Source organism: Actinomadura darangshiensis (assembly GCF_004349235.1).
GTDB classification, from domain to species: Bacteria; Actinomycetota; Actinomycetes; order Streptosporangiales; family Streptosporangiaceae; genus Spirillospora; species Spirillospora darangshiensis.
In genome coordinates this window covers 1-14,710 of the sequence record NZ_SMKY01000227.1, presented here as the reverse complement: position 1 = coordinate 14,710, position 14,710 = coordinate 1, and the positions used below count along the sequence as shown (strand labels likewise).

At 74.1% G+C, this 14,710-nt stretch carries 14 protein-coding genes; 2 read left to right on the top strand and 12 right to left on the bottom strand.

Annotated features, from left to right (window positions below):
• From E1293_RS34345 to E1293_RS34320, 6 genes are all read right to left on the bottom strand, one after another.
• Positions 1 to 566, bottom strand: a 566-nt coding sequence (locus E1293_RS34345) for a P-loop nucleotide/nucleoside kinase family protein (RefSeq protein WP_132202101.1), incomplete at its 3' end; no start/stop codon positions are given.
• Positions 563 to 1,627 carry an enolase C-terminal domain-like protein gene (locus E1293_RS34340; RefSeq protein ID WP_341770229.1) on the bottom strand — a complete coding sequence of 355 codons (1,065 nt, stop codon included), beginning with the start codon at positions 1,625 to 1,627 and terminating at the stop codon, positions 563 to 565. The genes E1293_RS34340 and E1293_RS34345, both read right to left, overlap by 4 nt.
• Before the next feature lie 68 nt (positions 1,628 to 1,695).
• Positions 1,696 to 2,133 (bottom strand): hypothetical protein, encoded by a 438-nt coding sequence (locus E1293_RS34335; protein WP_132202099.1) that lies wholly within the window; start codon positions 2,131 to 2,133, stop codon positions 1,696 to 1,698.
• Positions 2,134 to 2,176: 43 nt separating this feature from the next.
• A complete protein-coding gene (locus E1293_RS34330) occupies positions 2,177 to 3,625 on the bottom strand; it encodes an LCP family protein (protein ID WP_132202097.1) in 1,449 nt (482 codons plus the stop codon).
• A gap of 45 nt (positions 3,626 to 3,670) precedes the next feature.
• Entirely contained in the window at positions 3,671 to 4,306 is a 636-nt protein-coding gene (locus tag E1293_RS34325) for a hypothetical protein (RefSeq protein ID WP_132202095.1), read from the bottom strand.
• Between the two features lie 138 nt (positions 4,307 to 4,444).
• The gene (locus tag E1293_RS34320) at positions 4,445 to 5,881 is read right to left on the bottom strand and encodes a GuaB1 family IMP dehydrogenase-related protein (RefSeq protein WP_279473317.1); all 1,437 of its coding nucleotides are present in this window, start codon (positions 5,879 to 5,881) and stop codon (positions 4,445 to 4,447) included.
• 693 nt (positions 5,882 to 6,574) lie between these two features.
• On the opposite strand from E1293_RS34320, the gene E1293_RS34315 reads away from it, so the two are divergent.
• Positions 6,575 to 7,489 (top strand): Lrp/AsnC family transcriptional regulator, encoded by a 915-nt coding sequence (locus tag E1293_RS34315; RefSeq protein WP_132202091.1) that lies wholly within the window; start codon positions 6,575 to 6,577, stop codon positions 7,487 to 7,489.
• Positions 7,490 to 7,551: 62 nt separating this feature from the next.
• Here the strand turns inward: E1293_RS34315 and E1293_RS34310 are convergent, their stop codons facing one another.
• The 5 genes from E1293_RS34310 to E1293_RS34290 all read right to left on the bottom strand — a co-directional run bounded on the left by E1293_RS34310 (position 7,552) and on the right by E1293_RS34290 (position 13,046).
• Positions 7,552 to 9,147, bottom strand: coding sequence for a Na+/H+ antiporter (locus E1293_RS34310; RefSeq protein WP_243716946.1), 1,596 nt, complete (start codon positions 9,145 to 9,147; stop codon positions 7,552 to 7,554).
• A gap of 45 nt (positions 9,148 to 9,192) precedes the next feature.
• Positions 9,193 to 10,071 (bottom strand): LysR family transcriptional regulator, encoded by an 879-nt coding sequence (locus E1293_RS34305; RefSeq protein WP_132202087.1) that lies wholly within the window; start codon positions 10,069 to 10,071, stop codon positions 9,193 to 9,195.
• A gap of 82 nt (positions 10,072 to 10,153) precedes the next feature.
• Entirely contained in the window at positions 10,154 to 11,716 is a 1,563-nt protein-coding gene (locus tag E1293_RS34300) for an MFS transporter (RefSeq protein ID WP_132202085.1), read from the bottom strand.
• A complete protein-coding gene (locus E1293_RS34295; protein WP_132202083.1) occupies positions 11,716 to 11,979 on the bottom strand; it encodes a ubiquitin carboxyl-terminal hydrolase 14 in 264 nt (87 codons plus the stop codon). The genes E1293_RS34300 and E1293_RS34295 overlap by 1 nt, the downstream gene beginning before the upstream one ends.
• Before the next feature lie 32 nt (positions 11,980 to 12,011).
• Positions 12,012 to 13,046 (bottom strand): GDP-mannose 4,6-dehydratase, encoded by a 1,035-nt coding sequence (locus E1293_RS34290; protein WP_132202103.1) that lies wholly within the window; start codon positions 13,044 to 13,046, stop codon positions 12,012 to 12,014.
• A 178-nt stretch (positions 13,047 to 13,224) separates the two neighbouring features.
• Here E1293_RS34290 and folP point away from each other — a divergent pair, with 178 nt between their 5' ends.
• A complete protein-coding gene (folP, locus tag E1293_RS34285) occupies positions 13,225 to 14,064 on the top strand; it encodes a dihydropteroate synthase (protein ID WP_132202081.1) in 840 nt (279 codons plus the stop codon).
• Here folP and E1293_RS34280 read toward each other — a convergent pair.
• Positions 14,061 to 14,618 (bottom strand): CGNR zinc finger domain-containing protein, encoded by a 558-nt coding sequence (locus tag E1293_RS34280; protein ID WP_132202079.1) that lies wholly within the window; start codon positions 14,616 to 14,618, stop codon positions 14,061 to 14,063. The genes folP and E1293_RS34280 overlap by 4 nt on opposite strands.
• Positions 14,619 to 14,710: the final 92 nt, after the last annotated feature.

The window sequence follows — 14,710 nt, the reverse complement described above, 5'->3', positions numbered from 1 at the left end:
CAGGGGAGGAGGGCGTCCAGCTGGGCCTCCAGCGGGGCGGGCGCGCTCAGGCGGTTGTCCACGGTCGTGTGGGGCACCGGAGGGGGCGTCCCGGGCCGCATGCGGGCCGTGAAGGCGTCGAACGCCGCCAGTTTGGCGGTGTCGCGCGGCGAACCCCGCTTCTCCAAGCGGTGCCGGAGGGTCGCGGCGTCCGTCCGGATCCAGACGAGACGCACGGGAGCGCCGCCCAGGGACGCGACCCAGTCCGTCCACCGCGCCTCGTCCCGGATCTGCCCGGTGAACGGGCCGCTGAGCAGCACCGGGCAGCCGTGCGAGCGGATCTCCCGGGCCGTGGCGCTCATCCCCGCGTACTCGTGCGGCTTGACGTGCTCGTCGTACCACGGCCCCTCGCGCTCGCCCGGGGCGCGGGACGCCGCGGCGAGCGCGGCCGCCACGAACGGCCCGTACACCGTGTCCTTGTCCAGCAGGGCGGGGACCGGACGCAGCCGCCGCAGCAGCAGCTCCGACACCGTCGTCTTGCCGGAACCGGGAGGCCCGGCCACCACCCAGGCCGCGGCCGGCGTCACGTCGACAGGCGCATGCGGCGGGTCGCCAGCCGCTCGATGCGCTCCTCGTCGATCTCGTGGCCGAGGCCCGGTTGCGTCAACGGGACGCCGACGACGCCGCCGGACGAGCGCACCGGCGGCGTCACGAACACCGGGCCGCCCGCCGGGTCGGACACGTCACTCGGCAGCGTGCACCCCGGCAGCGCGGCGAGCGCGACCGCGGCGGCCTGCCCGATCCCGAACGCGCCGCACCCGCTGCACCACACGTCCCATCCCGCCGCGTACGCCAGGTCGTGGGCGCTCCGGGCCGCGGTCAGCCCGCCGAGCCGGTCGAGCCGCAGGTGCAGGGCCCGGCCGGCGTCCAGCCGCAGGGCCGCGTCCAGGGTCTCCAGGTCGCCGACGTCCGGGGCGATCGCCGTGCCGGTCCGCAGCTGGAGCCGGGTGTGCGCGGCGAGGTCGCGGGCCGGGAACGGACGCTCGATCGCCGCCAGGTCGTAGGCGGCCAGCGCCTCCAGGACGGCCAGATGCTCGGCCGACTCGCTGTAGGCGTGGCCGGCGTCGGCGACGAGCGCCAGCGCCGGGTACGCCTGCCGGATCGCGCGGACGGGCTCGATGTCCCAGCCGGGACGGATGTCCAGCGTGACCCGGGTATGGCCCGCTCCAACGGCCTGGTTCACCCGGCCCGTGATCGTGTCCAGCGCCGGTTCGGGGGAGATGCGCGCACCCGTCACGATGGACGTGCGGGTACCGCCGAGCGCGTGCGCCAGCGGCAGCCCGCGGGTCCGGCACCACAGGTCCCAGCAGGCGGTGTCGACGGCCGCGGCGGCCTCGTTCGCGCCGAGGTCGGCGGCGGCGGACACGTCCTCGGGACGGTCCCAGTCGAGCCCGATCAGGGCGGGCCCCATGCGCTCCTCGATGTCCGCCCAGGCCCGGCCCGCCTTCGCGGCCCCGCCCGGGACGGCCATCTCGCCCCAGCCGACCGCGTCGCCGCCGTCGAGCCGGACGAGGACGCTCTCCGGCCGCCGTCCGCGCGGCATCGCCACGCGGAAGGCGTCGCAGCCCTGGATCCGAGGCACCCGCACCAGCCCTTCGCAGAAGTCGTCTCCCCCAATGATCCCCCCTCCGCGGACCCGGGAGGACAAACGGCGGGTCAGGACCGCCGCAGGAAGGGGCGCAGGGGGCGCCGGTCATAGCCGCCGTCGGCCAGCCCGGCGCGCCTCTCGAAGGGGTTGTAGGACGCCCAGTCCCCGCACAGCAGCATCGACGCGCCCGCGCAGATCCCGTAGAGCGGGATCATGACGATGCCGAGGCACCAGGCGTACTGCGTCGAATGCCGCCCCTCGTGCCGCAGCAGCCGGGACGTGCCGGTCAGGCGGGACGCGTCGCCGCGCACCAGGATCACGTTGCCGACCGTGAACGCGGACGCGATCGGCACCGGCAGCCGGTAGCCGCCCGCCACCAGCAGCCCGTCCGGCCCCTTGCGCACGCGGCCCTCGGGACGCGTCGCGGTCGCGGCCAGGAGCAGCCCGAGAGGCGTCGACAGGTTGACCGCGTTGACGACCTGCCGCGCCCGGTACACCGGCTTCACGCGCCCAGTGTGCCCCGGGAAGCGCCCCGATGGGAGGGCTCCGTCAGGGGCAGCTGTTCTTCAGCGACACCGGCTTGGTGTCGGGCTTGGGCGACTCGGTGCCCTCCGGCGCGTCCGGCGACCCGCTGGGCGTGCCGCTCGGCTGGGTGCTGACCTGCCGCGGGTCGCGGGTGACGGCGTCGGACGCCAGCTGCCTGATCTTGTCGAAGTCCGGGTTCCCGGAGTAGATCAGCGGCGGGACGAACTGCAGGCTCCTGATCTGCGCGCCGCCGTCCTTGACCTTGCCCGACAGCTTCATGAGCGCGGGCAGCAGTTCTTGCGGGATGTCGGTGGACAGCGTCCGCTTGGCGGCCGCGGCGATCTTGTCGAAGCTGGTGAGGACGGTCCGCGGGTCGGCCTGCTCGGCGATCGCGCGCATCAGGCACTTCTGCCGGCCCATGCGGACGTAGTCGCTGCTGCCCGTGCGCGACCGCCCGTACCAGAGGGCCTCCTTGCCCCCCAGCGTCCGGTAGCCGGGCTGCAGGACGGAGCCCTCCAGCCCGTACGGGATCGCCTCGGTGATCTTCAGCTTGACGCCGCCCATCGCGTCGATGATGTCGGCGAAGCCGAACATGTCGACGAGGATGTAGTAGTCGACGCGCAGCCCGAGGATACCGGCGACGGTGGCCTTCAGCAGCTCGGGGCCGCGGTGGTTCTTGGCGACGCCGGGCACCACGTCGGGGTGGTTCTCGGCGTACTCGTAGACCTCGTTCAGCAGCCCCGGGTTCTGCGGGCCGTCGCCGGTGAAGCCGTAGGGGAACCGGTCGCGGGCCGGGCCGGGCGGCATCGGGAAGCTCTCCAGGTTGCGCGGCAGGCTCAGCAGGACCGTGTCGCCGGTCTTGGTGTCGACGCTGGCCACCGTCATGCTGTCGGTGCGCACGCCGGTGCGGTCGGCGGCGGCGTCGCCGCCGAGGAGCAGGATGTTGACGCGGGCCTGCCCGTTGAACGGGTCGTCGGTGTCGACGTGCTTGCCGCTCTCGCTGCCGCTGCGGAAGATGCTGGTCAGCGCGTCCCGGGCCACGTAGGCGCTGTGCGCCGACCACGCCATCGGCACCGCGACGGCGAAGCACATCACCGCGACGGAGGCGGCGCCCAGCGTGCGGGCGCCCGCCGCCAGCCGGGCCGGGCGCAGCACCAGGTAGGAGCGGATCACGACGAGGATCCACAGCACGCCGAGCGCGACGAGCGCGGCCGAGATCCGCTGCAGCACGACCGGCTGGACGGCGAGGTGCACGAGGTCGGAGCGGTAGACCGTCACGGCGCCCGCCGCCGTCACGGCGATCGCCAGGTACAGCGCGAGCAGCAGCGCGCCGGCGATCCGGCGGCCGGTGGCGAAGTGCGCGACGCCCCAGACCAGAGCGGACGCGAGCGTCAGCGCCAGTGCGCGGGGGAGACCCCCGGCCCCGCCGTCTTCGTCCCGCTTCCGGGCACGCCGACCCGCCGACCGACCCATGTACGCTCCGATTCCCACCCACGGTGAATTAAGCCCTGGCTCACATTATGGACGCGCGGAACCGGGCAAAGGTTGCGTAAGAGTCGGCCGCATGCGAGCGGATGTGGTCTTTGGTGCAGTTGCTGCCCAGGATATTGATTTCGCCGCGGTCCGGGGGCGCAACGCGTGATCGCGCACGGAACAGGCCGCGAGCGCGTGCGCGGCGGTCAGCGGCGGGACGATCACCAGCAGGCACAGCACCGAGACGGTGGTGCCGCCCGCGAGCCGCCACAGCGGCGGCAGCCCGGCCGGGACGAGCACGGCGTAGGAGTGGACGATCAGCGCCGCCCACGACGCCGCGAGCACGACGCAGCCGGCCGTCGAGACGACCAGCCAGCCCGGGTGCGCCGACAGGAGCGGCAGCGGCGAGCGGCCGTGCCCGGCAGCCCCGCTCACCATCGGGGCGGCGGCCGCCAGCCCCGCCGCCTGGACGGCGAGCAGCGCCGCGCCGAGCCGCACCCGCCCGGCCCGCAGCTGCGCGACGCCCGGCAGGACCGGCGACACGGCGGCGATCACCAGGGCCTCCGCCAGCCCGCGCAGCGCCGCGTCCCGCGCCCGGCGCTCCCGCGCGGGGTCGCGGGCCGGCGGCCGCGGCGGGTCCACCGGCCGGATCCTGGCCGCGATCGGCCCGCCGTCGAACATGCTGCGCCCCCCTCGGGGACGGAGACCCCCTGCTCCGTCCCTGCGGTAAGAGAGTGCAGGTCAGCGCGCCGATCGCGGCGCGACGGCGGCGGCGTGTCGCGAAATGCGGGGCCGCCGGGCGGCCGGAACGGCGATCGTTTACCAGCTGCTGGACAGCGGCTTGCCCTCGGCGTAGCCGGACGGGCTCTGGATCCCGATCGTGGCCCGCTCGTGGAACTCCTCCAGGGTGCGGGCGCCCGCGTAGGTGCACGAGCTGCGCAGCCCGGCGACGATCGAGTCGATGAGGTCCTCGACGCCGGGGCGCTGCGGGTCGAGGAACATCCGGGACGTGGAGATGCCCTCCTCGAACAGGGCCTTGCGGGCCCGGTCGAAGGGGGAGTCCTCGGCGGTGCGCAGCCGGACGGCCCGCGCGGACGCCATCCCGAAGCTCTCCTTGTAGAGCCGCCCGTCGGCGGCGCGCTGCAGGTCGCCCGGCGACTCGTAGGTGCCGGCGAACCAGGAGCCGACCATCACGTTAGCGGCGCCCGCGGCGAGCGCGAGGGCCACGTCGCGGGGGTGCCGGACGCCGCCGTCCGCCCACACGTGCCGGCCGAGGCGGCGCGCCTCGGCGGCGCACTCCAGGACCGCGGAGAACTGCGGGCGGCCGACGCCCGTCATCATCCGGGTCGTGCACATGGCGCCGGGGCCCACGCCGACCTTGACGATGTCGGCGCCGGCCTCGATCAGCTCGCGGGTGCCCTCGGCGGTCACCACGTTCCCGGCGACGACCGGGACGGCCGGGTCCAGGCCCCGGACGGCGGCCAGCGCGCTGATCATCTTGTCCTGGTGGCCGTGCGCGGTGTCGACGACGAGCAGGTCGGCGCCCGCCTCCAGCAGGGCCTTGGCCTTGCCGGCGACGTCGCCGTTCACGCCGACCGCCGCGGCGACGCGCAGCCGGCCGGCGGCGTCCACGGCGGGCTTGTACAGCGTGGCGCGCAGGGCGCCGGTGCGGGTGAGGACGCCGGCGAGGCGGCCGCCGGCGTCGACGACGGGCGCGAGCCGGTGGCCGCGCTCGTGCAGCCGGTTGAACGCCTCGCGCGGGTCGACGCCGTCCGGCAGCGTGACCAGGTCGCGGGACATGATGTCGCGGAGCTGGGCGAACCGGTCGACGCCGTGGCAGTCGGCCTCGGTGACGACGCCCACCGGCCGGTCGTCCTCGACGACGATGACGGCGCCGTGCGCCCGCTTCGGCAGCAGTGCGAGCGCGTCCCCGGCCGTGCTCGCGGGGCCCAGCCGGATCGGCGTGTCGACGACCAGGTCGCGTCCCTTGGCCCAGCCGATGACCTCGGCGACGACCTCGGCCGGGATGTCCTGCGGGAGGACTGCCATCCCGCCGCGCCGGGCGACGGTCTCGGCCATCCGGCGGCCCGACACGGCCGTCATGTTCGCCACCACGAGCGGAATGGTCGTCCCGCTGCCCTCGGAGGTGGCGAGGTCGACCTCGAGCCGCGACCCGACCGACGAGCGGCGCGGAACCATGAAGACGTCGTTGTAGGTGAGATCGTGAGCGGAACGCTCACCGTTCAGCAGGTGCACGGCTGTACTACACACCAATCGCGGATCGCAGTGGCTGGGCCACCGTACATTGTCCGGCATACCCGGAGATGCTCCGGCCAAGCCCGCTCAAGGCCCGGTCAGCGGGGACGTGACCAGCGGTGATGACAGTGTGTCCCGGCTGTATGACCGTTCGGTCATCGGCGTTGATCCGGCCTTCTCGCAGGCGCGATGAAAGCAATCGCCCGGCCAAGGTCGAAAACGGTGCAACGTAGGGGTTGGCTCCCAGTAAAGTTACCTCTTGACGTAACTGCGCCATCGATGCACTTTTCTTACATGTGCCTCACGCGGACGGCCGATCCGCCGTAGGGGGCGGGACAGCAGAACACCGGGAGTAGCGCATGCAGCTCACGCACGTGACCCCGGTCGGCCGCGCTCGTCCGCGCCGCGGGCCGCCCCGCCCGTGCGGCGTTCCCCGGCGTGCCCACCGCCACCGGGCGCGCCCTCCTCCCGGCGCGGCGCCGCGCCCCGGGTGCGGGCCCGGCAGCGTTGCGCTTTCGGGCCGGTTCGCACGGCGCCGGAAACGTCGCCGCCCGGAACCGGTCACCGACGCTTCGACGGCCACCGGGTACGGCGAACACGAGCAAGATCAATATTTGACGTCATACCGTCCTGAAATGGAATGATCTTGCAGTTGCAGGTCAAACGATTCATCACACGTCGAGGAGGAGAGCCGTGCTGGATGCGGTCGACGCCGTGCTCGTCCGCGAGCTCCAGCGGGATGGCAGGGCGACGTTCCAGGCGCTCGCCGATCGCGTCGGGCTTTCCCGCACGGCGGTGCGGGCACGGGTGCAGCACCTTCTCGAAACGCAGGTCGTCCGCGTCGTCGGCATCGTGCACGCCGCCGTCGTCGGCGCGGAGGCGATCGGGCACGTGTCGGTCACCGTGGACGGCTCGGCCAGGGAGGTGGCCGCGGCCATCGCCGAGCGCCCCGCCGTCAGCTTCACCGCGCTGACCGCCGGCCCGTACGACCTGGTCGCGCAGGTGCGCACCCGCGATGACGCCGCGCTCGCGGCCGAGGTGGACCAGCTGCGGTCCGTCCCCGGCGTGCGCGCGGCGGAGGTGTTCCGGTCGGTGGCCACCGTGCGCGACACGCACGCCGTGGTGCGCGAGCTCGGCGAGGTCACCCTCGACGACATCGACTGGCGGCTGCTGCACGAGCTGCAGCGCGACGGGCGCGCCCCCTACACCCGGCTCGCGCAGGTCATCGGCCTGTCGCAGGCCGCCACCCGGGCCCGGGTGGTCAGGCTCATGCGCACCGGCGTCATCCAGGTCACCGGCCTGGCCGACCCGCTGGCCCTCGGCGCCGCCGAGCTCGGCGGGTTCGGGCTGATGGTGACCGGCGGGCTGCAGAAGGTCGCCGAGGCGGTCGCCGCCCAGGACGGCGTCCGCTACCTGGCCACCGGGTTCGGCCGCTACGACATCGTCGGGCTGGCCGAGGCGGCCTCCCGCGCCGAGATGGTGGCCGTGCTGGACGCCATCCGGTCCGTGCCCGGTGTGACGGTGCGGGAGTCCTGGCACCACCTGGACGTCGTGAAGGAGTCCTATGCCGTCCAGCTCCCCGAGCCGCCCCTCAACGGGGCGTCCTGACCGGACCGGCGCCCCGGCCGCGGACGTGCTCCGTGGCCGGGGCGGCACCTCGCCCCCGGCCGCTAGTCGCGGTTGAGGGCGACCTCCTCCAGGTCCAGCTCGTGCATGACGCGGGTCAGGACCTCGTCGTCGATGCGGCGCTCGTCCCGCATCCGCACGAACACCATGCGCTCCGCGTGCAGCATCTCCCGCCGCAGCCGCCGGTAGGTCGCGGTCGGCACCTCCTCGCCCTCCGGGCCCGTCCCGCCGCCGAGCCGCTCCCAGGCGCGCAGCTGGCGGTGCTCGGCGAGCTGGCGCAGCCGCTCCACCACGGACTCGTCCAGCCGCTCCTCGGCGTTCAGCTCCTCCAGGCGGTCCAGCGCCGCCTGCGCGGCGGCGTGCTGGGCGCCCGCCTCGGCGACGGTGTCGGTGTAGCGCTCCCGGCCGCCGCCGATGCGCAGCACGCGGATCAGCGCCGGGAAGGTCAGCCCCTGCACCAGCAGCGTCCCGAGGACGGTCGTGAACGTCAGGAACAGGATCAGGTCGCGCCCGGGGAAAGGCTCATCGCCCGAGGCGACGAACGGGACCGCGAACGCGGCGGCGAGCGACACCACCCCGCGCATGCCGGCCCACGACACCACGACCATGCCGCGCCAGCCGACGTGCCCGCGCTCCCGCTCCCGGCGCGACAGCAGCCGCGGGATCTGCGAGGCGGGGAACACCCACACGAACCGGGCGGCGACGGTGACGGCGAACACCGCGACCGCCCACCAGGCGAGCTCCTGCCAGCTCCGCCCCGACAGGCCGTGCACGACCGGCGGCAGCTGCAGGCCGATCAGCAGGAAGACCACCGACTCCAGGACGAAGACCATGACCTTCCAGAACGAGTGCCCGATCAGCCGGGTCACCGCCGCCGACTGGGTCTCCCGGTTGCCGAGGTACAGGCCGCTGACCACGACCGCGATCACCCCGGAGGCGTGCACGCTCTCGGCGATGAGGTAGGCGGCGAACGGCGCGACGAGCGCGACGCCGTTCTCCACCAGCGGGTCGTTCAGCCGGGTGCGCAGCCAGTGCAGCGGCGGGCCGAGCAGCAGCCCGACGGCGGCGCCGACGACGGCGGCGAACAGGAACCGCCCCACGCCGTCCAGCAGCGTGAACCCGGCGCCCGTCGCCGCGATCAGCGCGACCCGGAACGCCGTCAGCGCCGTCGCGTCGTTGAACAGGCTCTCGCCGACCAGCACCGTCACGGTCCGGCGCGGCAGCCCGAGGCGCTGCGCGACGCTCACCGCCGCGACCGCGTCCGGCGGCGCCACGATCGCGCCGAGCACGCACGCCGCCGGCAGCGGTAGCCCCGGGACCAGCAGGTACGCCGCGTATCCCACCGCGAACGTCGTGAACAGCACCAGCCCGATCGACAGCAGGCCGATCGACCACACGTTCTCGCGCAGGTTCGTGAACGAGCTCTTCCAGGCCGCGGAGAACAGCAGCGGCGGCAGGAACACGTACAGCACGAACTCCGGGTCCAGCTCGAACTCCGGGACGCCCGGGACGAACGAGAAGGCCAGGCCGGCGATCACCAGGACCAGGGGCGCCGACAGGCCGATGCGCCGCGCCCCCGCGGCCACCATGAGGGCGCCGACCGGAACGGCCAGCAGCCACAGTGCGTGCGTCGTCTCCACCCGCCAGATCATGGCACGGCCCGGCGGCGCGGGACGGGCCGGGCGTCAGCGGGCGTGGTGGTCGCGGGGCGTCTCCTTGGCGAACGTCAGGAAGTCGCGGGCGGCGGACGGCAGCCGCCGGTGCGCGTGCACGAGGCCGATCATGCGGGTGAGCGGCGGCATGAACGACCGGACGGTCACCCCTTCGGTGTCGTCGATCTGGTTGCGGTACCAGAGCAGCGAGCCCATCCCGGCGCGGACCCAGCCGAGCCACGCCCCCCGCTCGTCGGACTCCACCGCCGCGACCGGCGTCGCGCCGATCCGCCGCAGCATCGTGTCGATCTCGGCGCGGGGAGCGCTGCCGCGGGCCGGTAAGACGAGCCGCATCCCGTCCAGCGCGGCCGGCGGCACCGGCTCGCGGACCTTCAGCGCGGGCGGCGAGATCAGCACCACCTCGCGCTGCTCGAACGGGTGCGCCGTCATGTCGCCGGGCACGGGCAGGTCGGTCAGCGCGAGGTCGGCGCGGCCCGCCCGCAGCGCCGCCGCGACCTGGTCGCGGTCCGGGCAGCGGACCACCCGGACCCGGACGGCCGGCTGGTCGCGGGCGAAGCGGGGGATGAGCCGGCCGGTCAGCTCCGGCTCCAGGGACGCGGTGACGGCGATGCGCAGCTCGGCGCCGCGGCCGTTGGCCCGGGTCACCGACAGCCCCTCGATGGCGTCGACGGCGTCCAGCGCGACGCGGGCCTGCCGCACGACCTCCTCGCCGACGGGGGTGAGGACGACGCCGCGGCCGGACCGGGCGAACAGCTCCACGCCGAGCTCGCGTTCCAGCTCGCGGACCGCCCGCGACAGCGCGGGCTGAGCCACGTAGAGGGCCTGGGCCGCCGACGTCATCGTGCCGTGGTCGGCGGTCGCCACGACATAGCGCAGCTGCCGCAGATTCATGCACCGACCGTATGCCAACGAACCGCTGCGGTCCTGGACATAGCCGGATTCGGACCGGGAATCGGCTGCGCCGGGCAGGAGGTCAGGTCCTGGCGTCCGGCGCCGTGCCCCCGCCGCGCTCGGCCGGGACGGTCTCCGGCTCGGGCTGCAGCTGCGGGGCGCCGATCCCGCAGTGGCTCCTGCACTCGGGCTCCACGGCCTCGCCGGACGGGGTCTGCAGCGCGTCGTCGCGGACGGTGAAGAAGGTCAGCAGGGCCCCGGCGGCCAGGAGCGCGGCGCACGTCACCATCGCGAGCCGGTACCCGTGCGAGAAGACACCGGGATCGTCGAAGGCGTCGCCGGTGAGCCCGGTCAGCGGTGGGATCGCCGCCACCGCCAGCAGCCCGGCCGCCCGCGCCACCGCGTTGTTGACGCCGCTGGCCACGCCCGCGTGACGGACGTCGGCGGTCGCGAGGACCGTCGCGGTGAGCGGTGCGACCACCGCGGCCAGTCCCAGCCCGAACACCATCACCGCCGGCAGGACGTCCCGGACGTAGGACGACCCCGCGTCGATCCGGCCGACCAGCACCATCCCGCACGCCGCCACCACCATCCCCGCGGTCATCGGTATCCGCGGGCCGATCTTCTGGGCGAGTGCGCCCGCCCGCGCCGACAGCAGCAGCATCAGCACGGTGACCGGCAGCAGCGCCGTCCCCGCCGCGATCGGTGAGAACCCGCCGACGACCTGCAGGTTCAGGACGAAGAGGAAGAACAGCACGCCCATCGCGCCGTACATGATGAACGTGACGAGGTTGACGGCGGAGAACTGCCGCGAGGCGAACACGTCCAGCGGCAGCATCGGTTGCGGCGCCTTGCGCCCCCGCGCGCCCGGCAGGCCGCGGCCCCGGCCCCGCAGCCGTTCGACCAGCACGAACGCCACCGCGGCCGCCAGGCCCGCGATGGCGGCGGCGATGACCGGCGATGCCGCGCCCCCGCCCGGCGCCTCGGTGAGCGCGTAGGTCGTCCCCGCGAGCGCCAGGGCCGCCAGCGCCGCGCCGAGGATGTCGAAGCGCCCGCGCGCCTGCGGGTCGAAGCTCTCGGGGACGTGCCGGAGCGCGACCAGCATCACGACGGCGGCGAGCGGGACGTTCAGCAGGAACACCCACCGCCAGCCGGCCGCCTCGACCAGCCAGCCGCCGGCGAACGGGCCGATCGCGCCCGCGACACCGCCGAGCCCCGACCAGGCGCCGACCGCGCGGGGACGGTCGTCGGCCGCGAACGACGCCTGAATGATCGCCAGGGAACCCGGGGTGAGCAGCGCCCCGCCCACGCCCTGCAGCGCCCGCGACAGGATCAGCGCCTCGACGTTCGGCGCGATGCCGCACAGCACCGACGCCACCGCGAACCACGCCACGCCGACGAGGAAGATCCGGCGGCGCCCGAACCGGTCGCCGAGGGAGCCGCCGAGCAGGATGAAGCCGGCGAGCGTCAGCGTGTAGGCGTTGACCGTCCACTGCAGGCCGGCGATGTCGGCGCCGAGGTCGCGGCCCAGCGCCGGCAGCGCCACGTTCACGACCGTGGAGTCGAGCATCGCCACGCTCGACCCGAGCACCGTCGCCAGCAGGATCCAGCGTCCGGGCCCGGTGCTCAGCCGGACGTCCGGCATCAGACGATCAGGTTGTCGACGAAGCACCAGCGCCAGTCCTCGCCCGGCTCGAACGACCGGGCGATCGGGTGCCCCTCCTTCTGGAAGTGCGCGGTCGCGTGCCGGCGGGGGGAGGAGTCGCAGCAGCCCACGTGCCCGCAGCCGAGGCAGAGCCGGAGGTGGACCCACCGGGTGCCCTCCTCCAGGCACTCCTGGCAGCCCTGCGGGGTGTTCGGTGACGGGTCCTCAGCCGGAACGGTCTGCACGTGCTCGCAAGTGGCCATACCGGAATCGTGCCACGTCCGGGGTAAGCGGATCACCAATGATCCGGGCTGAAGGGCTCGTCCTCGGGGCGCGCGGACTCCGCCAGCAGCCGCAGGTCCGACTCGACCATCATCGTCACCAGGCCCTCGAACGTCACCTCGGGCTCCCAGCCGAGCTGCTCGCGGGCCTTCTTCGGGTCCGCGCACAGCAGGTCGACCTCGGCCGGACGGGTGTACTTGGCGTCCAGGACGACGTGGTCCTCCCAGTTCAGGCCCGCCGTGCGGAACGCGAACTCCACCAGCTCCCGCACCGACTGCGTCTGGCCCGTTCCGATGACGAAGTCCTCGGGGGCGTCCTGCACCAGCATCAGCCGCATCGCGCGGGCGTAGTCGCCGGCGTAGCCCCAGTCGCGCCGCGCGTCCAGGTTGCCGAGCCGCAGTTCGGCGGCGAGGCCCAGCTTGATGCGCGCCGCGCCCAGCGACACCTTCCGCGTCACGAACTCGGCGCCCCGGCGCGGCGACTCGTGGTTGAACAGGATCCCGCTGACCGCGAACATCCCGTAGGACTCGCGGTAGTTCTGCGTGATGTAGTGCCCGTAGCTCTTCGCCACCCCGTACGGGCTGCGCGGGTGGAACGGCGTCTTCTCGTTCTGCGGCGTCTCCCGGACCATCCCGAACATCTCCGAGGACGACGCCTGGTAGAAGCGGATCTGCTCGCGGCCCGGCGTGCGGGACGTGCTGATGCCCGACACCACGCGGATGGCCTCCAGCATCCGCAGCACGCCCATGCCGGTGACCTCGGCGGTCAGCTCGGCCTGCTGCCACGACATCGGCACGTAGGAGATCGCGCCGAGGTTGTAGACCTCGTCGGGCTGCACCCGCTCCACGGCCGAGATCAGGCTGCCCTGGTCCAGCAGGTCCCCGGTGGTGATCTGCACGTCGCCGATGTGCTTGCGCAGCCGCGACACATGGGGGTTCGCCTGCCCCCGCACCAGGCCCCAGACCTCGTACCCCAGCCCAAGCAGATGCTCGGCCAGATACGAGCCGTCCTGTCCGGTGATGCCGGTGATGAGTGCTCGCCTGGACAGCGGATCCTCCATGGCTGAAATGAGTCCGACGCGGGCCCACCGCGGGCGGAACCCGGGGCGAGCGTGAAATATGAGGTTACCGACCAGGCCATGTCCATGACGAGGGAGGGCGCCCTTTGAACCGAATTCCCTTCTGGTTGGCCCGCCGGTCCGCCGGTGTGCCACCGTGAGACCCATCATGAGCTCTCCGGACGCGCCGCCGCTGCGGCTGAACGGGCGGGAGATCGGCCCGCACGCGATCATGGCCGTGGTGAACCGCACGCCCGACTCGTTCTTCGACAAGGGCGCCACCTACGGCTTCGGCGCCGCGCTGGACGCCGTCGGCCGGGCCGTGGCGGACGGCGCCGACATCGTCGACATCGGCGGCGTGAAGGCCGGCCCGGGGGACGACGTCGACGTCGCCGAGGAACTGCGCCGGGTCGTCGGCCTCGTCGCCGCCGTCCGCGAGCGGCACCCGCGCGTCGTGATCAGCGTCGACACGTGGCGGGCGGAGGTCGGCGAGGCGGTGGCGCGGGCCGGCGCCGACCTGCTCAACGACACCTGGGGCGGCCCCGACCCCCGGCTCGCCGAGGTCGCCGCCGCGCACGGGATCGGGCTGGTCTGCGCCCACGCGGGCGCCCTCGCGCCCCGCACCCGCCCGCACCGGATCGGCTACGAGGACGTCGTGGCGGACGTGGTCGGGCACGTCACGGCCGAGGCCGAGCGCGCCGTGGCCCTCGGCGTGCGCCGCGACGCGGTCCTCATCGACCCCGCCCACGACTTCGGCAAGAACACCCGCCAGTCACTGGAGATCACCCGCCGGCTCGGCGAGCTGACCGCCACCGGATGGCCGGTACTGGTCGCGGTGTCCAACAAGGACTTCATCGGCGAGGCCCTCGGCCGCCCCGTCGGCGGGCGCGGCGTCGGCACCATGGCCGTGCTCGGCGTCTCCGCCGCGCTCGGCGCCCGCGTCTTCCGCGTCCACGACGTCCCCGACGCGCGCCGCGCCCTCGCCGCCGTCACCGCCCTCGGCGGCTAGTGCGCGGCCTCGCGCTGCCGGGCCCGGTAGGCGGCCACGTGCATCCGGTTGCCGCACGTGCGGCTGTCGCAGTAGCGGCGGCAGCGGTTGCGGGACAGGTCCACCAGCACCCGTGAGCAGTCGGGCGCCTCGCAGGTGCGCAGCCGGTCCAGCTCGCCCGCCGCGACCACGTAGGCCAGCGCCATCCCGCAGTCGGCGGACAGGTGCTCGCCGAGCGGCGCGCCCGGGGCGAAGAAGTGCACGTGCCAGTCGTAGCCGTCGTGGTCGGTCAGATGCGGCGTGGTGCGGACCTCGCCGACGATCTCGTTGATCCGCCGGACCGCGGACGGCACGTCGCCGGCGCGGAACACCGCGTGGAACCGGTCGCGCAGGTCCAGCGCGCGGGCCAGGTCGGCCTCGCCGAGCTTCCCGACGTCGCTGAAGGTGTTGCGGTCCACGAAGGCGCGCAGGCCGGGCAGCCCGCCGAGCCGCTCCGCGCCGGACGCCGCCGCGCCCGTGTTGATCAGGTCGACGACGACGGCGAGCGCGTGCTCGGTGTCATGAGTGAAGATCACAAGGACTCCAGTCTCGGGGGACCGGGGCGGTCGTGTGCCCGGCGCCGCCGCCGGGGCCGGAACGCGGCCCGTGGCCCCCACCATATGACGGC